The organism is Pseudomonas sp. FW305-E2 (genome assembly GCF_058782925.1).
The window spans coordinates 1-21932 of sequence record NZ_JBYSYE010000012.1 but is presented as its reverse complement, the minus strand read 5'-3'; the positions used below and the strand labels follow the sequence as shown (position 1 = coordinate 21932).

At 62.8% G+C, this 21932-nt stretch carries 22 protein-coding genes; 14 read left to right on the top strand and 8 right to left on the bottom strand.

Annotated features, from left to right (window positions below; all coding sequences use genetic code 11):
- Positions 1-7: 7 nt before the first annotated feature.
- The 5 genes from AC3WLP_RS12260 to AC3WLP_RS12240 form a co-directional block, all read right to left on the bottom strand.
- Complete coding sequence (locus tag AC3WLP_RS12260; protein WP_003256045.1) at positions 8-763, bottom strand: ABC transporter permease; 756 nt, start codon at positions 761-763, stop codon at positions 8-10.
- Positions 763-1968, bottom strand: a complete 1206-nt coding sequence (locus tag AC3WLP_RS12255) for an ABC transporter substrate-binding protein (RefSeq protein ID WP_019751100.1) — start codon at positions 1966-1968, stop codon at positions 763-765. Before AC3WLP_RS12255 ends, AC3WLP_RS12260 begins: the two co-directional genes overlap by 1 nt.
- Entirely contained in the window at positions 1955-2776 is an 822-nt protein-coding gene (locus tag AC3WLP_RS12250; protein WP_088512317.1) for an ABC transporter ATP-binding protein, read from the bottom strand. Before AC3WLP_RS12250 ends, AC3WLP_RS12255 begins: the two co-directional genes overlap by 14 nt.
- Positions 2773-3837 (bottom strand): acyl-CoA dehydrogenase family protein, encoded by a 1065-nt coding sequence (locus AC3WLP_RS12245; protein WP_088512318.1) that lies wholly within the window; start codon positions 3835-3837, stop codon positions 2773-2775. Before AC3WLP_RS12245 ends, AC3WLP_RS12250 begins: the two co-directional genes overlap by 4 nt.
- Positions 3838-3936: 99 nt before the next feature.
- Positions 3937-4497: a carboxymuconolactone decarboxylase family protein gene (locus AC3WLP_RS12240; protein WP_003256052.1), complete on the bottom strand. Its 561-nt coding sequence runs from the start codon at positions 4495-4497 to the stop codon at positions 3937-3939.
- Positions 4498-4599: 102 nt separating this feature from the next.
- Between AC3WLP_RS12240 and AC3WLP_RS12235 the strand changes: the two genes are divergently transcribed.
- From AC3WLP_RS12235 to AC3WLP_RS12225, 3 genes are all read left to right on the top strand, one after another.
- A complete protein-coding gene (locus AC3WLP_RS12235; protein ID WP_088512319.1) occupies positions 4600-5511 on the top strand; it encodes an AraC family transcriptional regulator in 912 nt (303 codons plus the stop codon).
- Positions 5477-6661, top strand: a complete 1185-nt coding sequence (locus tag AC3WLP_RS12230; RefSeq protein WP_256596092.1) for an NAD(P)/FAD-dependent oxidoreductase — start codon at positions 5477-5479, stop codon at positions 6659-6661. The genes AC3WLP_RS12235 and AC3WLP_RS12230 overlap by 35 nt, the downstream gene beginning before the upstream one ends.
- A 231-nt stretch (positions 6662-6892) precedes the next feature.
- Positions 6893-8518: a methyl-accepting chemotaxis protein gene (locus tag AC3WLP_RS12225; protein ID WP_088512321.1), complete on the top strand. Its 1626-nt coding sequence runs from the start codon at positions 6893-6895 to the stop codon at positions 8516-8518.
- A gap of 52 nt (positions 8519-8570) precedes the next feature.
- On the opposite strand, the gene AC3WLP_RS12220 is transcribed toward AC3WLP_RS12225, so the two are convergent.
- Positions 8571-9977 (bottom strand): purine-cytosine permease family protein, encoded by a 1407-nt coding sequence (locus tag AC3WLP_RS12220; protein ID WP_014590645.1) that lies wholly within the window; start codon positions 9975-9977, stop codon positions 8571-8573.
- Between the two features lie 316 nt (positions 9978-10293).
- Between AC3WLP_RS12220 and AC3WLP_RS12215 the strand changes: the two genes are divergently transcribed.
- The 10 genes from AC3WLP_RS12215 (at position 10294) to AC3WLP_RS12170 (ending at position 19956) form a co-directional block, all read left to right on the top strand.
- On the top strand, positions 10294-10779 hold the full coding sequence (locus AC3WLP_RS12215) for a flavin reductase family protein (RefSeq protein WP_003256061.1): 486 nt from the start codon (positions 10294-10296) through the stop codon (positions 10777-10779).
- Positions 10780-10859: 80 nt separating this feature from the next.
- Positions 10860-11900, top strand: a complete 1041-nt coding sequence (locus tag AC3WLP_RS12210) for an LLM class flavin-dependent oxidoreductase (RefSeq protein WP_088512322.1) — start codon at positions 10860-10862, stop codon at positions 11898-11900.
- Positions 11901-12164: 264 nt separating this feature from the next.
- The gene (locus AC3WLP_RS12205; RefSeq protein WP_003256068.1) at positions 12165-12761 is read left to right on the top strand and encodes an amino acid synthesis family protein; all 597 of its coding nucleotides are present in this window, start codon (positions 12165-12167) and stop codon (positions 12759-12761) included.
- 68 nt (positions 12762-12829) lie between these two features.
- Positions 12830-13663 carry an alpha/beta fold hydrolase gene (locus AC3WLP_RS12200; protein WP_003256070.1) on the top strand — a complete coding sequence of 278 codons (834 nt, stop codon included), beginning with the start codon at positions 12830-12832 and terminating at the stop codon, positions 13661-13663.
- Complete coding sequence (locus AC3WLP_RS12195) at positions 13660-15141, top strand: aldehyde dehydrogenase (RefSeq protein ID WP_003256071.1); 1482 nt, start codon at positions 13660-13662, stop codon at positions 15139-15141. Before AC3WLP_RS12200 ends, AC3WLP_RS12195 begins: the two co-directional genes overlap by 4 nt.
- A gap of 12 nt (positions 15142-15153) precedes the next feature.
- Entirely contained in the window at positions 15154-15639 is a 486-nt protein-coding gene (locus AC3WLP_RS12190; protein ID WP_003256072.1) for a flavin reductase family protein, read from the top strand.
- A gap of 186 nt (positions 15640-15825) precedes the next feature.
- Positions 15826-16215: a carboxymuconolactone decarboxylase family protein gene (locus AC3WLP_RS12185; RefSeq protein WP_003256073.1), complete on the top strand. Its 390-nt coding sequence runs from the start codon at positions 15826-15828 to the stop codon at positions 16213-16215.
- Between the two features lie 88 nt (positions 16216-16303).
- Positions 16304-17056, top strand: a complete 753-nt coding sequence (locus AC3WLP_RS12180; protein WP_003256074.1) for a GntR family transcriptional regulator — start codon at positions 16304-16306, stop codon at positions 17054-17056.
- Between the two features lie 2 nt (positions 17057-17058).
- Positions 17059-17622, top strand: a complete 564-nt coding sequence (locus tag AC3WLP_RS12175; RefSeq protein WP_003256075.1) for an NUDIX hydrolase — start codon at positions 17059-17061, stop codon at positions 17620-17622.
- A gap of 150 nt (positions 17623-17772) precedes the next feature.
- Positions 17773-19956, top strand: coding sequence for a GAF domain-containing hybrid sensor histidine kinase/response regulator (locus AC3WLP_RS12170; protein WP_029611837.1), 2184 nt, complete (start codon positions 17773-17775; stop codon positions 19954-19956).
- A 19-nt stretch (positions 19957-19975) separates the two neighbouring features.
- On the opposite strand, the gene AC3WLP_RS12165 is transcribed toward AC3WLP_RS12170, so the two are convergent.
- Both AC3WLP_RS12165 and AC3WLP_RS12160 read right to left on the bottom strand, forming a co-directional pair.
- The gene (locus AC3WLP_RS12165) at positions 19976-20608 is read right to left on the bottom strand and encodes a LysE family translocator (RefSeq protein ID WP_014756268.1); all 633 of its coding nucleotides are present in this window, start codon (positions 20606-20608) and stop codon (positions 19976-19978) included.
- Between the two features lie 66 nt (positions 20609-20674).
- Entirely contained in the window at positions 20675-21289 is a 615-nt protein-coding gene (locus tag AC3WLP_RS12160; RefSeq protein ID WP_003256078.1) for a LysE family translocator, read from the bottom strand.
- A gap of 111 nt (positions 21290-21400) precedes the next feature.
- On the opposite strand from AC3WLP_RS12160, the gene AC3WLP_RS12155 reads away from it, so the two are divergent.
- Positions 21401-21853 carry an Lrp/AsnC family transcriptional regulator gene (locus AC3WLP_RS12155; protein ID WP_088512323.1) on the top strand — a complete coding sequence of 151 codons (453 nt, stop codon included), beginning with the start codon at positions 21401-21403 and terminating at the stop codon, positions 21851-21853.
- Positions 21854-21932 lie beyond the last annotated feature (79 nt).

Genomic DNA, 21932 nt, shown 5'->3' with positions numbered 1-21932 from the left:
TGGCCTTTCAGCCATGCACCCAGCGCCGATGCAGCCCACGCGCCAGGGCATCCAGCACAAACCCCAGCACGCCAATCAGCAGCACCATCGCCATCAGTTCGGAATACGCCAGCCGGTCGCGGGTATCAAGAATGAAATACCCAAGCCCCGCACTCACCCCAAGCATTTCGCACGGCACCAGCACAATCCACAGGATACCGATGGCCAGGCGCACGCCCGTCAGCACGTGACCGATTACCCCCGGCACGATCACCTTGCACAAGGTTTCCCAGCGCGTTGCACTCAAGCTGCGGCTAAGTTGCAGCCAGCGCGGGTCCAGTTGACGCACCCCTGCCGCCGTATTCAGCAAGATCGGCCACAACGCGGCAAACGCCAGCAGGAAGTAGATCGGCTGGTCACCCACGCCCATCAGCATCACCACCACAGGCATCCACGACAATGGCGATATCATGCGCAGAAACTGGAATGCTGGCGTGGTCGCCGCCTCCAGGTGCCGGTAGCTGCCTACCAGCAAGCCCAGCGGCACACCCATCAGCAGCGCCAGCAGCAGCCCAATCAGGATGCGCTTGAGGCTGACCCAGATATGCCCATAGACCTCGCCCTGCCCCAGCAGCTCGACCAGGCTGGCCAGGGTTGCCGCCGGCGAAAAGCGCGCCGACAGGCCGTCGGCCTGGCCGAACAGTGCTACACCGGCCCACCATAACAGCAACAAGGCCAGCAACCCGACCAGCCCAAGGCCGGCATGTACGACATGGGTGCGCATCAGACCGCAAACTCCTCGCTACGCTCGAAGTTGTCGGCAATGCCGAACACCGACGGGCCACCCACTGTCGCGATGGCATTACGCACGAAGCGATCGTCGACCAGGTCGCGGGCGGCATACGCCGGATCCAGCCCGGCAAGGAAGGCATTGTCGCCTTCGATCAGGGTGGTTTTCAGGCGCTTGACCAGCTCTTCGGTGTAACTCGGGAACGGGTATGGCTGGAAGTCGATGCGCTTTTCGTCCCACTGCTGATGGCGAATGGCACCACTGGCAATGTAGCCAGCACGGTCTTCGGCGGCGGGCGCCAGGACCTTGGTCAGCACCGCAGGCTCGTGCGGGGTGTACTTGTTGGGGCCCGCCCGGGACAGCAGTGCGGCGGCTTCGGTGCGATGGTCACGGGTCCATTGCTGGGCCTTGACGATGGCGTTGACCACTTTCTGCGACCACTCCGGGCGGTTATTCAGGTCATGCTCGTGCATGAACACCACGCAGCACGCATGGTTGCGCCATACATCGCCGGTAAAGCGCTGCACGCGGCCCACCTTGAGGTTCTCGGCCAGTGCGTTGAACGGTTCGGCAACGATGTAGCCGGCAATGCGCTTGCTGGCCAGAGCGGGTGGCATGTCGGACGGTGGCAGCACCAGCAGGTTGACCTCGTTGGCGGCCAGTTGCGCATTGGCCGGCTTCGACACTGGCGTCAGGCCGTTGTCGTTGAGCAACTGTTGCAGTACCACATTGTGGATCGAGTACCAGAACGGAATGGCCACTGTCTTGCCACCGAGCTGTTTCACGTCGGATATATCCGGCGCTACAGTCAGGCCCGAACCGCCCACGTGGTTCCAGGCCACCACCTTGGCTGGCACCTTGCTGCCATAGCGCGCCCATACTGTCATCGGCGAAAGCAGGTGGATGACATTGACCTGGCCGGAGATGAATGCCTCGATCACCTGCGCCCAGCTGCGCAGCAGCACCGGGCGCTCGGCCTGGATGCCTTCGGCCTCGAACAAGCCGTTGTTATGTGCCACCAGCAGCGGCGTGGCATCGGTGATCGGCAGGTAGCCGATACGCACCGGCGCGTCCGGCTCGGCAGCGGCACGCGCCTGCAAGCTCGACAGCAACGGCAATGCACCGGCAGCAGTGAGCATGGCGCCGAGCTTGAGGAAGTCACGACGCGAAGAAGAAGAACAGCAGTCATCCATGCACATGGACAGCCTCCGAGGGCAAAGGGGTTGGGGTAGGTTCGACTGTGCGGCTTGCCCGCCGAAGGGTTTTGAGGATGTCTATGCGCAAGGCCCCCAGCTCTTCGACCCTCTGCGTGCGCGGTTGCGGCAGGTCGATGTGCCACTGGCCAAGGATGTGCGCTGGGTGGTTGCCCAGTAGCAGAACCCGGTCTGACAGCAGCAGGGCTTCGTCGATATCGTGAGTGATCAGCACGGCCGCGGTCTTGTGCGTGGCGATCAGTTGCAGCAGCAGCTGCTGCATGTCGGCGCGGGTCACCTCATCCAACGCACCGAAGGGTTCATCCAGCAGCAAGACTTCGGGCTGGCGTGCCAGGCAGCGGGCCAGCGCGGTGCGCTGGGCCATGCCGCCAGACAACTGCGCCGGGTACTGGTCACGCGCGTGGGCCAGGCCCACAGCCGCAATCGCATGGTCGATGCGTGCACGGCGTTCGGCATCCGCCAGCTTGGGCTGACGGGCGAAGTCCAGGCCGAAGGCGACGTTTTTCTCCAGGCTCAGCCATGGCAGCAGGCTTGGGTCCTGAAAGGCCACCGCCAGACGCGGGTGCGGCCCCTGCAGCGGCTGGCCGTGCAAGCTCACGCTACCGCCGCCAGGCTGCTGCAGGCCTGCCAGCACCCGCAGCAAGCTTGACTTGCCCACACCACTGGGGCCAAGGATGCTCACGACTTCACCTGGCGCCAACTGCAGGTCGAACTGCGCCAGCACTTGTTGCCACCCCCCCTCACGCGGGTAGCCCAGGCGGATGTCACGGGCCTCCAGCAACACTGCGCTCATGCAACGCCCGCCTGGCGTTGCAGCTCGGCGCGCAATTGCACCAGGCTGGGCGTGACGATCGGCACGAAGGCCGACTCCCGCCAGCGGCGGGCAAACCCTTCGCCGTATTCGCTGAGGTATGCCTTGCCGCCACTGGCCTGCAATTCCAGTTGTACCGCGTCGGCAGCACTTTCAGCCAGGATGATGCGCAGCTTGAACAAGGCCGCCGGCTGCTGCTGGAAGCGACCTTCGAGCAAGCCCTGCTTGAGTTCGCTGACGGTGTTTTCCAGGCGTTCGCCAAGCACCTGACGGGCTTCGTCGAGGAACGAGGCTCGGCCATGCAGGTGCGCCTGAACCTCTTCCAGCGCCCGTCGCGCCAGGCCAATGGCCATGCCACATTGCAGCGCCAGGAAGGCCGGGCGTACCCGTGGCAGGAATTCGCGTGCATTTTCATGCAGCAGCCAGTCGCGTGCCAGCGATACCTGGTGAAAAGCCAGTGCTGCCGTGTTGCTCGACTGCAGGCCCATCAGTTGTAGATCATCAGAACGCTCCAGGCCTTGAGCGTCGGAAGGAATGGCCAGCACAAACGGCGCGCCGCCGGCTTCATCCTCGATGGCCGCCGCCACCACGAAGCCGCTTTTACGCAAGTTGGTCACCCAATGCAGTCGCCCTTCCAGGTGCCAGCCATCGGCTGCCGGGCGGCCACGCACCTGCAGCGCTTCGATACCGGACAGGAACTTCATGGCGTTGGACAGCCCGGTGGCACCGGCCAATTCACCGGTCAACAGGCGCGGCAGCAGGCGCTCACGCAGGGGCTGGTTGGGGCTGTGCAGCAGGTATTCGATGAAGGCACGCTGGCCCCAGCAGACGAAAGCCGCAGCCAATGAGCGGCTGGCAATGGCGGCGATGGCCTCGACCGCATCGGTCACCTGCCCGCCCGTACCGCCCAGCGCTGGGTCGACCCCCGTGCGCAACAGCTGCGATTCTGCGATCTGCGCCAGCACCTGCTGCGGTTCGCACAGGCCCCGGTCGATGGCCTCGGCATTGGCATCCAGCCAGTGTCGAAATGCACAATCTTGCATGGTCTTGCTCCTTTGATAACGCCGGGGCCGCTCTGCGGCCCGTTCGCGGCACAAGGCCGCTCCTACAACGGCCTGGTAAGGGCCATTATCACAGGTGAGCTACGCAGAAGGCTGCCAGCGGTATTTGCCAAGCTCTTCGTTGAGTGGCGTCTGGGCGAAAACATTAGCAAAGTTGCACAGGGTTGCGAGACTTACGCCCAGAATCACCTCCAAGGCGTTGCCTTCACTGAAGCCGGCCTCACGGAAGGCCTGGTAGGTGGCTTCGCTGACATTGCCACGGGTGGCGATCACTTCGCGGGCAAAGGCGGCCAGGGTTTCGTAGCGGGCATTGGGGAGTTCGCCACGGGCACGCAGAGCATCGACCACCTCCTGTGGCAGCTTGGCCTTGTTCAGCGCGACGGCCGTATGGCCGGCCACGCAAAAGTCGCAGCCATGCTGGGTGGCCGCGATCAGTTGCACCACTTCACGCTCGGCCAGGCCAAGCTCAGACTTGCCATTGAGTGCCGATACGGTCACGTAGGTTTCAAGCGCCGCCGGGGCATTGGCCAGCACACCGAGCAGGTTGGGGATGAAGCCGGAATTCTTCTGCGCGTTCTCAAGAAACGGCCGTGCCGCTTCCGGGGCGCTCTGCAGCGTGTGTAAAGTAATGCGCGAGGACATGCAGTGATCTCCTTTGATGAGTGTCACTACAGTCTGTTGGTTATAAGAACTACCCTCCATATTCATCAGTCGCCTTTCCTTGTTCCTGAGTCTTTGTATTAGATGATTTCGTCCAGCCACCTTGTCGATTGGTTATTAGAGGGCCTGGAGCTCGATGCCAGCCTGTTTCATGTCGGGCGCTATTGCGGTGGCTGGCATGCCAGCACCCAGGGCATGGGCCGCGCCAGCTTTCACCTGGTGGTGCAAGGGCATTGCTGGCTGCACATTGACGGCCAGCCGCAACCGGTGCGCCTGGAGAGGGGAGATGCCGTATTCCTGTTGCGCGACCTTGCCTATCGCTTGTCCAGCGATCAGGACCCGGTCGACGCCTGTGCCCAACCGCGCCAGGCCATGCAGGCGCTGGATAGCGAAGCCAGCGACGGCGTCGGGCTGGTTTGCGGCTTCTTCCATTTCCAGTCCGGCCTGTCTTCACTGATTGTCGAAGGCCTGGCCGACTGGATCCTGCTGCGCGCCGAAGACCCCGCCGGCAGTGCGGCGCGGGCGCTGTTCGAGCTCATTCTGGAAGAATGCCGGCGGGCCGCCGGCCCGTCGCAGGCGTTGCTGGAGCGCTTGACGCACCTGTTGTTCCTGTACGTGCTGCGCCAGCAGGTCATTGCCGGGCAGTCACTGGGCGGGCTTGTCGCCCTCGCTCGCCAGCCAGCGTTTACCGGGCTGCTGGAGCAGTTGATCGAACAACCGGGGCAAGCCTGGACGCTGGAGAGCATGGCCGCCTGCACCGGCTTATCGCGGTCTGCGTTTTTCAAGCGCTTCAACGAACTGGCGGGGCAATCGCCAGGGCAGGTGCTGCTGGCACTGCGCATGCGCCATGCCAGCCAGTTGCTGCGGGCGGGTAATACCGTGGAGCAAGTGGGTGCGCAGGTGGGGTATCAGTCGGTGGCGGCGTTTACCCGGGCGTTTGCCAAGGCCATGGGGGTGCAGCCTGGGGCCTATCGGCGCCAACACGAAGGGCGCTGATCGGCGTACTTCCCTACTACTCGACCAGGCGCAACGTGCCGACCTCAGCATCAGCGTGCTGGCGCCACAGCCGGAACTGCGCATTCGTCCGCGCTTTTACGAGGCCGACGTGCATGGCATGAAGGCACCTCTGGGTGATCTGTTCGAGGCCGTGGGCATTCACTTCTTCCCGGGCAACGCCGACAGCATCGACACCGAAGGCCGCAGCGTCAGCTATACCGATACCCACGGCCAGCCACAGCACATCGCCTACGACCGCCTGATCCTGGCCGCAGGCAGCCAGGTTGCCCGCCCGGCAGTACCAGGCCTGGCGGAGCATGCGTTCGATGTCGACCAGATGGAATCGGCCATGCGCCTGGAGCAGCATCTGGTCGATCTGGCCGCCCTGCCCGCTTCGCCAACTCGCAATACCGTGGTGGTGTGCGGCGGCGGCTTCACCGGCATCGAGACCGCAACCGAAATGCCTACTCGCCTGCGCTCGATCCTCGGGGCCGACGCGGCATTGCGGGTAGTGATAGTCGACCGTGGTGCGCAAGTGGGGGCGGCATTGGGTGAAGGGATCACACCGTCGATTGTTGCCGCGTGTGAACAGGCCGGGGTCGAATGGCTGGCCGGCGCTTCCGTGGTGGCTGTCGATGCTGCGGGAGTCACCCTGGACAACGGCGAGCACATCGCCAGCAACACGGTAATCTGGACCGTTGGCGTCAAGGCCAGCCCGTTGACGGCGCACGTTGCCGGCGAGCGCGATACCTTCGGCCGGCTGAAAGTGGATGGCCATTTGAAAGTGTTGGGCCAGGAGCACGTTTACGCCACCGGCGACACTGCCTGGGCTGCGGTGGATGACCTGGGCAACTATGCCCTGATGACGTGCCAGCACGCCATTCCCATGGGCCGCCACGCCGGCAACAACGCCGCCGCCGACCTGCTCGGCCTGCAGCCGGTGCTGTATCGCCAGCCCAAATACGTCACCTGCCTGGACCTGGGAGACTGGGGCGCCGCTTTCAGCGAAGGCTGGGAGCGCGAACTGAAGCTGCACGGCCAGGAAGGCAAGGCCCTCAAGCGCCAGATCAACTCGGTATGGATTTATCCGCCAGCGGCTGACCGCGCCTTGGCGCTGGCTGCGGCGGACCCAATGATCGCCATCGTTTAACGGCATTTTTTCTGACAAAACCGTCAACAATTGGCGGTTTTGTCAGTTTTGGCCGTTACATTGAATGGCTGTTCAATAATGATGGCCATATGGCATCATTGAAATCAAAAAAGTCACGAGGGTGAGACACACAAACAACTCCGCAGCGCATCAAGAGCCTGGCGCCATACCGGTGACCCGGCCATCCACCCAAGCTCCTGAGGCCTGCACGCCACCGTCAAGGAGCATTCCATGCAGTTACGGAATTTGAAGATCGGCATTCGCGCTGCAAGCGTGTTCGCCCTGTTGGGCATCCTGGTCCTGTTCATGGGCTTGATCGCACTTTACGAAACCCGGCAGATGGACAAGGCCACGGATGAAATCCGGGTGACCTGGATACCGGCCGTAATAGCCCTCGGTGACATGAGCACCAACCTCGGGCGTGCCCGCGCCGTCACCTTGCGTGCCGCGCTGGACGACAACCCCAGTGACCGCGAGCGCAACCTGCAGATGCTCAACGGCATCAATACCGAGCTGAATAATGCGCTGAAGGATTATGCCGACACGATCATCGCTGCCGATGACCGCGCCCTGTTCAATGCCTTCAGCGCGGCTTATCAGCACTATTTCGAATTACAGACCCGCGTGCTGCAAGACATTCAAGCTGGGCACATGGACGACGCCAAGCAGCAGATCAGCGGCCCGCTGACTCAGCGCGCCGACAGCATGATGCAGGCCATGGCAGCGTTGATCGCCTATAACGGCACAGGTGCCGAACAAGCCTCGCAGCGCAGCAGCGACGTAGCGGACGAAGCGTTCACTGCGCTGGTTGCCTCACTGGTGGTGATCATGCTGGCCCTTGCAGCCATCGCTACCGTGCTCACCCGCAGTATCGTCGTGCCGCTGGCCGATGCACTGGCTGTGGCCGAGCGCGTGGCGACCGGCGACCTGACCCGGGAGATACGGGTAACCGGCCGCGATGAGCCGGCCATGCTATTGCGCGCCCTGAGCCGGATGCAGGGCAGCCTGCGCGATACCATTCGCCAGATCGCCGCGTCTTCCGACCAACTGGCCTCAGCCTCGGAAGAACTGCACACTGTCACTGAAGACACCAGCCGCGGCCTGCATCAGCAAAGTGCAGAAATCGACCAGGCCGCCACGGCGGTGAATCAGATGACTGCGGCAGTCGAGGAAGTGGCGAACAACGCGGTCAGCACTGCTGATGCATCCAAGGGCGCTGACCAGACCACCCGCGATGGCCGCGACCAGGTCAACCAGGCGTTGGCATCCATCCAGCATCTGGTAGCGGATGTGACCGGCACATCGGCCGAGATCGAACAACTGGCCAGCAACGCCAACGAGATCAGCCGGGTGCTGGACGTGATTGGTGCAATTGCCGGGCAGACCAACCTGCTGGCACTGAACGCCGCCATCGAGGCGGCACGGGCCGGAGAGGCAGGACGTGGGTTTGCCGTGGTGGCTGACGAGGTACGCGCCCTCGCCCACCGTACCCAGCAATCGACGGCAGAGATCGAGCAGATGATTGCCGGGATTCAGAACGGCACCGAGCGGGCAGTGACAGCAATGCACAGCAGCCAGGGTCGCGCCACGGGTACGCTGGAAGTGGCACAAAGCGCAGGGCAGGCGTTGGAGGTGATTGCCGAGGCCATTGCCTCGATCAACCAGCGCAACCTGGTGATTGCCAGTGCCTCGGAGGAGCAGGCGCAGGTCGCACGCGAGGTGGACCGGAACCTGGTGAATATTCGTGACCTGGCGATGCAAACGTCGGCGGGGGCGAATCAGACCAGTGCGGCGGCGCAGGAACTGTCGCGGTTGGCGGTGGACCTGAACGGGATGGTGGCGCAGTTCAAGGTTTGATCCAAAACAGCCGGGGCCTTATTGCAGCCCCGGCTACAGCAACAGCGGTCTATCAGTCGTTGACGCTTACCACCCGCCCCGCCTTCTCGACAGCCTTCCCCCGCGTCGCCAGGCAGTAGTAAAGCGGCACGGTCACCAGCAAGCCGAACAGCCACGACAGGTCAGCCCCTTCGACAATGTTCGAGTACGGCCCCACATACAGCGAAGTATTGGCAAACGGCAGCTGCACCAGGATGCCGCAGGCATAGGCAATAATCGCGTGGTGGTTGAAGCGGCCATAGATGCCGCCGTCGGCACTGAAGATCGAGGCGATGTCGTACTGGCCCTTCTTGATCAGGTAGAAATCGATCAGGTTGATCGAAGCCCACGGCACCAGCACCAGCAGCAGCGCCAGGATCAGGCCGATGAACTGGCCGATGAAGTCCGCCGAGGCATTCAGTGCCACCATCCCGCAGCCCACCAGAATGACCGAGGCCAGGATCACCCGTACCCTGATGCTCGGCGTCCACTCGGCCATGAAGGTCTGGATCGCGGTCACGATCGACAGCACGGCGCCGTAAAGGTTGAGGGCGTTGTGGCTGATGATGTTAAGCAGGAACAGCACCATCAGGATCGGGCCCAGCCAGCCGGTGGCCTGCTTCACCGCATCCATTGCGTCGGTGCCTTCCGGCACGCACAGCACCGCCACCGTACCAAAGCTGAAGCACAGGATGGTGCCCAGGGTGGCGCCAAAGTAAGTGGCCCAGAACGGCTTGGCAATGCCCACCTCACGGGGCAGGTAGCGCGAGTAGTCAGAGGTGTACGGCGAGAAGCTGATCTGCCAGATCACACCCAGCGACACGGTGGCAATGAAGCCCGACAGGTTGAACGCGCCACGGCTGAAGAAGTCTGCCGGCAGGTCCTGGATGAACATCATGATGAAACCGGCCAGCAACGCCGAGCCCATCACCCAGGTACCGATGCGGTTGAGGATATGGATGAAGCGGTAGCCGATCACGCCAATGGCAGTCGCACTCAGGGCACCGATCACGATCGCGCCGGGCATCGGCACGCTCGGCGCGATGCCGTGAATGGTCTTGCCCGCCAGGACGATATTGGAAATGAAGAAGCCGACATAGATCAGCGCGGTGAAGAACACGATCAGCAAGGCACCGTAGCGGCCAAACTGGCCACGGCTCTGCACCATTTGCGGAATGCCCAGCTGCGGCCCCTGTGCAGAGGCCAGGGCGATGACCACGCCCCCGACCAGATGGCCCAGCACGATGGCGATCAGGCCCCACAACAGGTTCAGGTGGAACACCTGGACCACCATGGCGCCGGTCACAATAGGCAGTGGCGCGATGTTGGTACTGAACCAGAGGGTGAACAGGTCGCGCGCCTTCCCATGGCGCTCGGCAGGTGGAACGTAATCGACCGTGTGATTCTCGACAAACTGGTGTTGCGACGACGGTTGGGACATGGTTTTCAGCTCGAAAGGTCGTTTTTATCTTTGTAAGGAAACCGCATCAAGGCGGCCTCTCAGCTGCGGACCATATTATGGTATTCCAAACTTTTGACAACACTGATCCGCATGAAAAAGCGGCCACTGATCCGCTTGCAAAACCCCTGCGACAAACCGCCTCACCGCTCAAGGCCACGTTTTTCGTGGCTTTGGGCCGTTCATCGCGAAAACGCAGGGTTGAAAATTCCGCTTGCAAAATAGGTATTACGGTATACCATCAGACACATCAACGATAAAAACCGCGGACCACCGCAGCCCTTCAGAGGTACTCCCGATGATCGACGCAACTGTCTACAAGAACGTTCTGGGCTCCTTCCCGTCCGGCGTTACCGTCATCACCACCCAGGACGACGACGGCTCGGTCGTCGGCCTGACCGCCAGCGCCTTCTCCTCCCTGTCGATGGACCCGCCGCTGGTGCTGTTCTGCCCCAACTACACCTCCGACTCCTACCCGGTACTGATCAAGCAGAAGCGCTTTGCCATTCACCTGCTGTCCGGTGAACAGCAGGCTGAAGCCTACGCGTTCGCCAAGAAGGGCAAGGACAAGGCCAGCGGCATCGAGTGGACCCTGAGCGAACTGGGCAACCCGATCCTGGCCGGTGCCACCGCCGTCATCGAATGCGAACTGTGGCGTGAATATGAAGGTGGCGACCACGCCATCATGGTGGGCAAGGTACACAACCTGATCGTCCCTGCCGAAGCGCCACGGCCGATGGTGTACTGCCGCGGCAAGATGGCCAGCCTGCCGGCCTTTGCCTGAAGCCTGCAGTTGGACGCAGCCTGCTCCCACACTGAAGCCCGATTGACTGACGGGCAATAACAAGCGTTGAGGAAAAACCCATGAAATTTTCGTTGTTCGTACACATGGAACGTTGGGATGAACAGGTCAGCCACCGCCAGCTGTTCGAAGACCTGACCGAACTGACCCTGATGGCCGAAGACGGCGGTTTCAGCACCGTGTGGATCGGCGAACACCACGCCATGGAATACACCATTTCGCCAAGCCCGATGCCACTGCTGGCCTACCTGGCCGCGCGCACCGAGAAGATCCGCCTGGGCGCTGGCACCATCATCGCGCCGTTCTGGAACCCGATCCGCGTCGCTGGCGAATGCGCCCTGCTCGACGTGATCAGCAACGGCCGCATGGAAGTGGGCCTGGCCCGCGGCGCCTATCAGTTCGAGTTCGACCGCATGGCAGGTGGCATGCCGGCCACCGACGGCGGCAAGGCGCTGCGCGAGATGGTGCCGGTGGTGCGCAAGCTGTGGGAAGGCGACTACGCCCACGACGGTGAAGTCTACAAGTTCCCGACCTCCACCAGCGTACCGAAGCCGTTCAACGCCACGCCGCCTATGTGGATCGCCGCCCGCGACCCGGACTCGCACAACTTCGCCGTTGCCAATGGTTGCAATGTCATGGTCACCCCGCTGATGAAGGGGGACGAAGAAGTGCTGGACCTGAAGAACAAGTTCCAGGCCGCCCTGGACAACAACCCAGATGTGCCGCGCCCGCAACTGATGGTGCTGCGCCACACCCATGTGCACAGCCCGGCTGATCCGGAAGGCTGGAAGGTCGGCGCCCAGGCGATCTCGCGCTTCTACCGCACCTTCGATGCCTGGTTCGGCAACAAGACCACCCCGGTGAATGGCTTTCTTGAGCCGAGCCCGGAGTCGAAATTCGCCCAAGTGCCGGCGTTCCAGCTGGAGAACATCCGCAAGAACACCATGATCGGCACGCCGGAAGAGATCATCGCACGCATCAAGTACTACCAGGAACTGGGCGTCGACGAGTTCAGCTTCTGGTGCGACAACAGCTTGCCCCACGCCGAGAAGAAAAAGTCGCTCGAGCTGTTCATCAAGGAAGTGGTGCCGGCGTTCGCCTGAATTCCCATTGCCTGAATCATTGCGGGACGCGCCCGCTCCCGCGGGCCCCTTCGGCCTGCGTGAGCGGGCTTTTTTTTGAAACCTGTGCAGTCCTTGTGGGAGCGGGCAAGCCCGCGAAGAGGCCAGTACAGACAACAGAGAAATCAAGGCATCAGGCCACCTTTCGTCCCCCGACAAGAGAAATTTCCTGACACCTCTTGCACAACAAATATTATGGTATACCATCAGACAACAAGAGCTGATAACCCTCACCAGGAGCCATCCATGAGTTTCGAAATCCGCAAGATCGTCACCTACTCCGAAGAGACCCGCATCGAAGGCGGCAAGGCCACTGACAAGCCGGTGACCATGGTCGGCCTGGCCGTCGTGATCAAGAACCCATGGGCCGGTCGCGGTTTCGTTGAAGATCTGAAGCCGGAAATTCGCGCCAACTGCTCGGAGCTGGGTGCCCTGATGGTCGAGCGCCTGACTGCTGCCATTGGCGGCGCCGACAAGATCGAGGCCTACGGTAAGGCCGCCGTCGTCGGCGCCGATGGCGAAATCGAGCACGCCTCGGCCGTCATCCATACCCTGCGCTTCGGCAACCACTACCGCGAGGCGGTACAGGCCAAGAGCTACCTGAGCTTCACCAACAAGCGCGGCGGCCCAGGCACTTCGATCCAGATCCCGATGATGCAGAAGGACGACGAAGGCCTGCGTTCGCACTACATCACCCTGGAAATGCAGATCGAAGATGCCCCGCGTGCCGATGAAATCGTCGTGGTCCTGGGCGCAGCCGATGGCGGCCGCCTGCACCCGCGCATCGGCAACCGTTACATCGACCTGGAAGAACTGGCTGCCGAAAAAGCCAACGCTCAATAACAACAACCAAGACGGGCCGGGGCGTGGCGTGCTTACCCGCCGCGCCCGACCTTCAAGGAGCGCCCTCCATGATTCAGCCTGTCGCTGAACGCACACCTGCCGGCACCAGCTATCTGGATGTCGGCCAGGGCCAACCCGTGGTGCTGATCCACGGCGTGGGCCTGAACAAGGAAATGTGGGGCGGTCAGTTCGTTGGCCTGGCCAACGACTACCGCGTCATCGCCTACGACATGCTCGGCCACGGTCAAAGCCGCGTACCGGCCGCCGACACACCGCTGGAAGGCTATGCCGACCAGCTTGCCGAACTGCTTGACCACCTGCAAATTGCACAAGCCACCGTGATCGGCTTCTCCATGGGCGGCCTGGTTGCCCGTGCGTTCGCCCTCAATTACCCGCAGCGCCTGGCTGCACTGGTCGTGCTCAACAGCGTGTTCAACCGCACCCCCGAGCAAAGTGCCGGGGTGATCGCCCGCGCTGCCCAGGCGGCGGAGCTGGGCCCAGACGCCAACGTCGATGCTGCCCTGGACCGCTGGTTCAGCCGTGAATACAAGGCTGCCAACCCGGCGCAGGTCGCCGCCATTCGCCAGGTGCTGGCGAGCAACGACCCGCAGGGTTACCACACCACTTATTCGCTGTTCGCCACTCAGGACATGTACCGCGCCGACGACCTGGGCAGTATCCAGGTGCCGACGCTGATCGCCACCGGCGAACTCGACTCGGGCTCCACCCCGGCCATGACCCGCCAGCTCGCCGCCAGTATTCCTGGCGCACGCAGTGTGGTCCTCGCCGAGCAACGGCATATGATGCCGGTGGAAGCACCGCGTGAAGTCAACAAGATGCTGCTGGACTTCCTCACCCAAGCCCGCACCCTCACCGAATCCGCCAAGGGGATTGTTGCATGACCCTCGTTCGTTTCCAGATGTGCATCGACGGCCAATGGCGCGATGCTCAGAGCGGCAAGACCTTCGACAGCCTCAACCCGGCCACCGCCCAGGCCTGGGCGCAACTGCCCGACGCCGATGAAGCCGATGTGGAGCTGGCCGTTCAGGCCGCCCAGCGTGCCTTCGACAGCAAGGCGTGGCGCAGCATTACCGCCACCGCGCGCGGCAAGCTGTTGCGTCGTCTGGGTGACCTGATTGCCGAGAACAAGGAGCACCTGGCCCAGCTGGAAAGCCGTGACAACGGCAAGCTGATCCGCGAAACCCGCGGTCAGGTCGGCTATCTGCCGGAGTTCTTCCACTACACTGCGGGCCTGGCCGACAAGCTCGAAGGCGGCACCCTGCCGTTGGACAAACCCGACCTGTTCGCCTACACCGTGCACGAGCCAATCGGCGTGGTTGCCGGGATCATCCCGTGGAACAGCCCGCTGTACCTCACCGCGATCAAGCTGGCGCCGGCCTTGGCTGCCGGCAACACCATCGTGCTCAAACCGTCCGAGCACGCCTCGGCAACCATCCTCGAGCTGGCCCGACTGGCCCTTGAGGCCGGCTTCCCGGCCGGTGTGGTCAACGTGGTCACCGGCTACGGCCCCAGCACCGGCGCGGCGCTGACCCGCCACCCGCTGGTGCGCAAGATCGCCTTCACCGGCGGTGCCGCCACCGCCCGCCACGTGGTGCGCAGCAGTGCCGAAAACTTCGCCAAGCTGTCGCTGGAGCTGGGCGGCAAGTCGCCGAACATCATCTTCGCCGACGCCGACCTGGACAGCGCCATCAATGGCGCCGTGGCCGGCATCTACGCCGCGTCCGGGCAAAGCTGCGTGGCCGGTTCGCGCCTGCTGGTGCAGGATGAAATCTTCGACGTGTTCGTCGAGCGCCTGATTGCCCGCGCCAAGCGCATCCGCATCGGCAACCCGCAGGACGACGCCAGCGAAATGGGCCCGATGGCCACCGCGCAACAGCTGGCAGTCGTCGAAGGCCTGGTGGCAGCAGCCAAGGCCGAAGGCGCAAAACTGCACATGGGCGGAAAGCGTGCCGACGTTGAAGGTGACGGCTGGTTCTACGAGCCGACCCTGTTCGAGTGCGACAGCAACGCGATGACCATCATGCAGGAAGAAGTGTTCGGCCCGGTCGCCGCGGTGATCCGCTTCAAGACCGAAGAAGAAGCGCTGGCCATAGCCAACGACTCGCAATTCGGCCTGGCTGCCGGCATCTGGACGCGCGATCTGGGCCGTGCCCACCGCCTGGCCCGCGACGTGCGTTCGGGGATCATCTGGGTCAACACCTACCGTGCCGTGTCGGCCATGGCACCGATAGGTGGTTTCAAGAACAGCGGCTACGGCCGTGAGAGCGGCATCGATTCGGTGCTGGCCTATACCGAGCTGAAGACCGTGTGGATCAACTTGTCCACCGCGCCGATGCCCGACCCGTTCGTGATGCGCTAGGAGGAACACGAGATGATCGAACCCGGCATCTACAAAGACGTGATGGGCTCCTTCCCATCCGGCGTCACGGTAGTGACCACCCTGGACGCCGACGGCGGCATCGTCGGCATCACCGCCAGTGCATTCAGCGCGCTGTCGATCGACCCGGCGCTGGTGCTGTTCTGCCCCAACTACGCCTCCGACACCTACCCGATCCTGCGCGACAGCAAGCAGTTCGCCATCCACCTGCTGTCCGCCGACCAGACCGCCGAAGCCTATGCCTTCGCAGGCAAGGGCAAGGACAAGGCCAAGGGCGTGGAGTGGCACCTGAGCGAGCTGGGCAACCCCCTGCTGGCCAAGGCTACGGCGATCATCGAGTGCGAGTTGTGGCGCGAGTACGACGGCGGTGACCACGCGATCATTGTCGGCGCGGTGAAGAACCTGGTGTTGCCGGCCGAGCCGGTGACCCCGATGGTCTACCACAAAGGCAAGCTTGGCGCCCTGCCGCCGCTTGGCTGATACATCTTGAAGTCGGTGTTGGCCGCTTCGCGGGCTCGCCCGCTCCCACAGGTATCGCACAGATCCTGGAACCCGTGGGAGCGGGCAATCCCGCGAAAAAGCCAACACCGATGACCCTGTTTTCAGGGGTCGCGCTAATCGTCTCACCCTCGGTTGCGGCCCCTGTTTTATGCCGGAGTACTGCACATGAGCAATGAAAAGTACGAAAAGGGTCTGAAAATCCGCACCCAGGTGCTGGGCGAGGACTACGTCAACCGCTCGATCCAGAACGCAGATGAGTTCACCAAACCGTTGCAGGAGCTGGTCACCGAGTATTGCTGGGGTCACGTCTGGGGCCGTGAAGGCTTGTCGCTGAAAGAGCGCAGCATGATAAACTTGGCCATGATTTCCGCGCTCAACAGGCCCCACGAGCTCAAATTGCACATTCGCGGTGCCCTGCGCAATGGCCTGAGCCGTGAACAGATTCGCGAAATCCTGCTCCAGGTCGGCATTTATTGCGGCGTACCCGCGGCGGTGGACAGTTTCCGCCTGGCCCGTGAAGCCTTTGCCGAAGCCGATGCGGAGCCAACCCGTTAACAACGGGCTGTTCGAACCACTGCATGGAAAGCCTCGGTTCGAGGCATTCCGCGATGTTGGCGCAACAGCCTCATAAAGAGCGCACCTGATGAAACGCCAGCCACTCGACGACAGCTTCAAGGTCAACCGCAATCCCGTTACTCTGCGCGAAATCGTGCTCGACAAGCTGCGCGCCGCTATCATGAACTTTCACCTGCTGCCCGGCGACCGCCTGGTCGAACGCGACCTGTGCGACCGTCTCGGCGTCAGCCGCACTTCGGTACGTGAAGCGCTGCGTCACCTGGAGTCCGAAGGCCTGGTGGAGTTCGCCGACGCCAAAGGCCCACGCGTGGCCATCATCACCCTGGAAGACGCACGTGACATCTATGAGCTGCGCTGTGTGCTCGAAGGCCTGATCGTGCAACTGTTCACCCTCAACGCCAAGGCCAAGGACATCCGTGCGCTGGAACGCGCGCTGGAAGTGAACCGCGAGGCACTGGAAGAAGGTGAGCTGCAACAGGTACTGGATTCGGTACAAGGTTTCTACGATGTGCTGCTGGAAGGCTCCGGCAACCAGGTGGCGGCCCAGCAGTTGCGCCAGTTGCAAGCACGCATCAGCTACCTGCGCGCCACCTCGGTATCGCAGGAAAACCGCCGCGGCGCCAGCAACCGCGAAATGGAAAAGATCGTCGAGGCCATCAAGGGCGGTGACCCGCTGGTAGCCCACCAGGCCTCGGTCGACCACGTCCGCGCCGCCGCCAAGGTGGCCTTGGACTACCTGCGCCAGAAGCAGGATGACAACGCCAAGGTGCGCGACATTGTCGAACCCTTGGCCCTGAAGGAACCCCGCATAGGTCGCTGATCATGCCCAATGCCCCGCGCTACTGCCCGCACTGCACCACGGAACTGGCCCGGGGCGTTCCCACAGGCGATACCCACGAACGCCTGCATTGCGCCGGCTGCGGCTACATCCACTACATCAACCCAAAGATCATCGCCGGCTGCATCATCGAGCGCGATGGAAAGTACCTGCTGTGCCAGCGCGCCATTCCCCCTCGCCCCGGCACCTGGACCTTGCCTGCGGGGTTCATGGAGGCTGGCGAAACCACCGAACAGGCGGCGCTGCGCGAGGTATGGGAAGAAAGCGGCGTACGTGCAGACATCGTCTCGCCGTATTCGATCTTCAGCGTGCCAAAGATCAGCGAGGTGTACATCATCTTCCGTGCCATCGTCACCGAAGAAACCGGGCAGTACGGGCCTGAGACGCTGGCGTACAAGTTCTTCGAGCCGGATGAAATCCCCTGGGATGAGATCTACTACCCGGCCATCCGGCAAATTCTCGAACGCTACATCCTCGAGCGGCAGGCCGGGGTGTATGGCATTTACATGGGCAATGATGACACCGGCAAGGTGCACTTCATGCGCTAGCCGGTACGGCCTCTTCGCGGGTGAACCTGCACTCATCCGGATTGCGCAGTCACCGAGGCTCGTGCAGTGGCACAGCCCTCACAAAACCCTCGCCAACGGTCTATTCTCGGTGCACCCTAAGGGCCTTGAGAAAGAGGACCGGCAAAGCACATGGCTAGATGGCTAGATGGCGGCGGGCTAATGGCCGAACGCATCCGCAACCACGACTGGGCCACCACCCCACTGGGCCCGCTGGAACATTGGCCCGACGCCCTGAAAACCACGATGGCTCTGTGCCTGGCCTCGCGCTTTCCGCAAGCCGTGCTCTGGGGCCCGGACTTGATCACCCTGTACAACGATGCCTTCACCCCGATTCTCGGTCGCAAGCCCCTGGCCTTGGGCATCCCCTTCCGCGACGTGTGGCACGAAGCCTGGGATGAAATCAGCAGCATGGCGGCCCGCGCGTTGGCCGGCGAAGCGGTTTACATCGAAGACTTCCCGCTGATGATCGACCGCAACGGCGGCCTGGAGCGGGCCTATTTCACCTTCTGCTACAGCCCGATTCGCGGCCATGATGGCGAAATTCTGGGCATGCTCGACACGGTCACCGAAACCACCGCCAGTGTGCTCACCAACCAGCGCCTGAACTTTCTCGATACCCTCGGGCGAGCCGTGACCGAGGCGACCGACCCGGACCAGATCATGGCCATCACCACCCGCATGCTGGTCGAGCACCTTGGCTTGTCCAGCTGCGCGTATGCGGTGATGGACCCCGACGAGGACGGTTTCACCATTTGCGGCGATGCGGTGACACCCGGCTCACCACGCCTGGTCGGCCACTATCACCTGCATGACTTCGGCCGCCTGGCGGTCAGCCGCCTGCGCAGCGGCCTGGCCCTGGTAATCAACGACAACCTGCGCGAACTGGCCACTGACGAGGCGGCGACTTTTCAGGCCATCGGCATTACGGCCACCATTTGCATGCCACTGATCAAGGGTGGCAGGCTGACCGCGCTGATGGCGATTCACGACCGCGTACCCCGGGTATGGACCGACTACGAGCAAACACTGATCAGCGAAGTGACCGAGCGATGCTGGGCACATATACAACGGGCCCAGGCCCATGCCGAAGTGCGCGAAGCGATGGCGGCCCTGGAAGCGCTCAACACCACCTTGGAACATCGCGTCGAAGAACGCACCACTCAGTTGCTGCACACCGAGGCCGTGCTGCGCCAAGCCCAGAAGCTGGAAGCCATTGGCCAGCTGACCGGCGGCGTAGCCCACGACTTCAATAACCTGCTGACCATCATCCGCTCGTCGCTGCACTTCCTGCAGCGCCCCAACCTCGCCGAGGAGCGCCGCGAGCGCTACCTCAAGACCATGTCCGACACGGTCGACCGTGGTGCCAAACTGACCGGCCAGCTACTGGCCTTCGCCCGCCGCCAGGCCCTCAGCCCACAGGTGTTCGAGGCCGGGCCTCGGCTGGAGGCCATGGCCGACATGCTCGACACCGTCACTGGCGCGCGCATCCGGGTCGAGCTGCAGTTACCGCAAGCGCCCTGCCACATCCGCGCCGACCTCAGCCAGTTGGAGACCGCGGTGATCAACCTGATGCTCAATGGCCGCGATGCCATGGCAGGCGAAGGTGCCTTGCAGCTGCGCCTGCAGGCCGACCAGTGCCTGCCTGCCTTGCGCGGCCAGCCTTCGCTGCCTGGCCCGTTCGCGGCGATATCGGTGAGCGACAGCGGAGTCGGTATTGCCAGCGAGTTGCTGGAGCGCATCTTCGACCCGTTCTTCACCACCAAGGCCCCGGGTGAAGGTACCGGGCTCGGGTTGTCGCAGGTGTTCGGTTTCGCCAAGCAATCCGGGGGCGATGTACAGGTGAACAGCATCCCCGGCCAGGGCACCACCTTTACCCTGTACCTGCCGCAGGAGGACTCACCTGCGGCCTTGCCCGAAGACGCCTCGGCCGGCAGCCAGCCGCAGGTACAGGGCGAGCGGCGACGAATACTGGTGGTAGAAGACAACCCCGACCTGGGCAGCTTCACGGCTCAGTTCCTCGAGGACCACGGCTACCAAATCAGCTATGCGCGTTCGGCAGAAGAAGCGCTGGCGCAGTTGACTGGCCCGGCAGGTGATTTTGATGCGGTGTTTTCCGATGTGGTCATGCCCGGCATGGGTGGCTTGGCACTGGCCCGCGAACTTCGCCGCCAGCGCCCGCAGTTGCCGGTGATCCTTACTTCGGGCTTTAGCGATGCGATTGCCGAAGGCGGGCACCAAGGGTTCACCTTCCTGGCCAAACCCTACTCGGCAGAACAGGTGTGCCAGATGCTCGGGCAAGTACTCGGCCACTGATACTTGTCGCAATGGACGATCAACGGCGCCCTTCTGCCAGCATGCGCACCGCCAGCCCCGCCAGCACCGTTCCCATCAACCAACGCTGAACCTGTTGCCACAGTGGCCTGCCAGCCAGGAACACGGCGATGGAGCCGGCCATTATCGCAATCAGCGCGTTGAACGTAACGCTGATGGCGATCTGCGTCGAACCCAGCACCAGCGACTGCAACAGCACGCTGCCGTGGCCCGGTTCGATGAATTGCGGCATAAGCGACAGGTACATGACGGCAATCTTGGGGTTGAGCAGGCTGGTGGCAAACCCCATGGTGAATAGCCGCCGCGGGCTGTCGGCGGGCAGTTCACGGAGCTGGAACGGCGATTGGCCACCCGGCCGCAGCGCCTGCCAGGCCAGGTACAACAGGTACAGCGCGCCACCGATGCGCAGCGCGTCGTAGGCAAAGGGTACTGCCATCACCAGCGCCGTAATGCCCATTGCCGCGCAGAACATGTAGATGACGAAGCCCAGAGCCACACCGCCAAGCGAAATCAACCCGGCTTGACGGCCCTGGCAGATCGAGCGGGAAATCAGGTAGATCATGTTCGGCCCTGGGGTCAGGACCATGCCGAGGCAAATCAGGGCGAACGTGAGCAGTTGCGTGGTTTCGGGCACGGGGCACATCCTGGTTGTGCATTAGGGTGCAGCGAGTTTATCTGAAGTCATGCTGAACCGGTAAATTCAGGTCATTTGCCCGGCTATCAAGCCCAGGGCCACGGTAATCATCGCCATCCCCGACACCCGCCCGACCAGCTTTGCCGCACCCGGCCGAGTGCTCAGCACAGCTTTGGCGCCATAGCCGACCAGCGTGTAGATCACCAGCGAACTACACAGGTGAACCAGCCCCAGCAACAAGATCTGCAAGGGCACAGGCCAGCTCGACTGCGGGTCGGTGAACTGCGGCAGCAGGGCCAGGAACAGCAGGAATACCTTGGGGTTCAGGCCGCTGACGCAAAACCCCTTCAACGCCCAGCGTGAGCCCGACTCCCCCGCGCCGCCCTGCCCGGCCGCCGGCAATGCCGGGCTGAGCAACAGGTTGCCGCCCAGCCACAGCAAGTAGCTGCACCCCGCCAGGGTCAGCAAGGTCAGCGCCAACGGGTGACCTGCCAGCAAACTGCCGACCCCGGCCGCCACCACCAGCGTGGCCAGGAAATGCCCCGACAACATCCCCGCCACCGCTGGCATCACCCAGCGCCCACGCATGCCGGCCGAGATGGCATAGGCCCAGTCTGCACCGGGGGTAATCACGAACAGCATCGACACAGCCCAGAACGCCGTCAGCACACTGATAGCCACTTGAATCTTCCTTATCTACTGCATTGGGATGTCGAAAGATTACGGATTTCGCTCGGGGATATTCTTTCGTATATTTCCCCTTTGCATTCATGAATTGGAAGATTCTTCCCAATGGATAGAGCCGATCGAAAAATCCTTGCCGAGCTGCAAAAAGACGGGCGCCTGTCGGTAACCGAGCTGGCAGACCGCGTGGGGCTCAGCCTGTCACCCTGTCATCGGCGCTTGAAGGCACTGGAAGAGTCCGGCGCCATTCTGGGCTATCACGCCCGGCTGGCACCGAGCGCCCTTGGGCTGAACTTTGCCGCGTTGGTCTTCGTGACGCTACGCGAGGTGACCCGCCAGCCGGTGGCGGACTTTGAAACGGCACTGGCGCAGATCCCGCAGATTGTCGAAGCGCAGCGGCTGTTTGGCGACCCGGATTACCTGCTGCATGTGGTCGCCAAGGACCTGCCGGCGTTTCAGAAGCTGTATGACGAGCACCTGACCAGTATTCCCAATGTGAAACGCTTGAGCTCGACCTTGGTGATGAAGGAAGTGCTTCAGGATCGGCTGCTACCCATGTAGCTGTTTCTTCGTGTGCCGGCCCCTTCGCGGGTAAACCCGCTCCTGCAAAGGTGACTTAGCCCGTTGTAGGAGCGGGTTT

What these genes read in the sequence shown, in the direction of transcription:
- AC3WLP_RS12245 (WP_088512318.1), bottom strand. Translation starts at nt 3,837, where the DNA reads ATGCAAGATTGTGCATTTCGACACTGGCTGGATGCCAATGCCGAGGCC.
- AC3WLP_RS12240 (WP_003256052.1), bottom strand. Translation starts at nt 4,497, where the DNA reads ATGTCCTCGCGCATTACTTTACACACGCTGCAGAGCGCCCCGGAAGCG.
- AC3WLP_RS12200 (WP_003256070.1), top strand. Translation starts at nt 12,830, where the DNA reads ATGATTCAGCCTGTCGCTGAACGCACACCTGCCGGCACCAGCTATCTG.
- AC3WLP_RS12155 (WP_088512323.1), top strand. Translation starts at nt 21,401, where the DNA reads ATGGATAGAGCCGATCGAAAAATCCTTGCCGAGCTGCAAAAAGACGGG.
- AC3WLP_RS12175 (WP_003256075.1), top strand. Translation starts at nt 17,059, where the DNA reads ATGCCCAATGCCCCGCGCTACTGCCCGCACTGCACCACGGAACTGGCC.
- AC3WLP_RS12260 (WP_003256045.1), bottom strand. Translation starts at nt 763, where the DNA reads ATGCGCACCCATGTCGTACATGCCGGCCTTGGGCTGGTCGGGTTGCTG.
- AC3WLP_RS12235 (WP_088512319.1), top strand. Translation starts at nt 4,600, where the DNA reads ATGATTTCGTCCAGCCACCTTGTCGATTGGTTATTAGAGGGCCTGGAG.
- AC3WLP_RS12205 (WP_003256068.1), top strand. Translation starts at nt 12,165, where the DNA reads ATGAGTTTCGAAATCCGCAAGATCGTCACCTACTCCGAAGAGACCCGC.
- AC3WLP_RS12195 (WP_003256071.1), top strand. Translation starts at nt 13,660, where the DNA reads ATGACCCTCGTTCGTTTCCAGATGTGCATCGACGGCCAATGGCGCGAT.
- AC3WLP_RS12210 (WP_088512322.1), top strand. Translation starts at nt 10,860, where the DNA reads ATGAAATTTTCGTTGTTCGTACACATGGAACGTTGGGATGAACAGGTC.
- AC3WLP_RS12250 (WP_088512317.1), bottom strand. Translation starts at nt 2,776, where the DNA reads ATGAGCGCAGTGTTGCTGGAGGCCCGTGACATCCGCCTGGGCTACCCG.
- AC3WLP_RS12190 (WP_003256072.1), top strand. Translation starts at nt 15,154, where the DNA reads ATGATCGAACCCGGCATCTACAAAGACGTGATGGGCTCCTTCCCATCC.
- AC3WLP_RS12225 (WP_088512321.1), top strand. Translation starts at nt 6,893, where the DNA reads ATGCAGTTACGGAATTTGAAGATCGGCATTCGCGCTGCAAGCGTGTTC.
- AC3WLP_RS12255 (WP_019751100.1), bottom strand. Translation starts at nt 1,968, where the DNA reads ATGTGCATGGATGACTGCTGTTCTTCTTCTTCGCGTCGTGACTTCCTC.
- AC3WLP_RS12220 (WP_014590645.1), bottom strand. Translation starts at nt 9,977, where the DNA reads ATGTCCCAACCGTCGTCGCAACACCAGTTTGTCGAGAATCACACGGTC.
- AC3WLP_RS12185 (WP_003256073.1), top strand. Translation starts at nt 15,826, where the DNA reads ATGAGCAATGAAAAGTACGAAAAGGGTCTGAAAATCCGCACCCAGGTG.
- AC3WLP_RS12215 (WP_003256061.1), top strand. Translation starts at nt 10,294, where the DNA reads ATGATCGACGCAACTGTCTACAAGAACGTTCTGGGCTCCTTCCCGTCC.
- AC3WLP_RS12180 (WP_003256074.1), top strand. Translation starts at nt 16,304, where the DNA reads ATGAAACGCCAGCCACTCGACGACAGCTTCAAGGTCAACCGCAATCCC.
- AC3WLP_RS12170 (WP_029611837.1), top strand. Translation starts at nt 17,773, where the DNA reads ATGGCTAGATGGCTAGATGGCGGCGGGCTAATGGCCGAACGCATCCGC.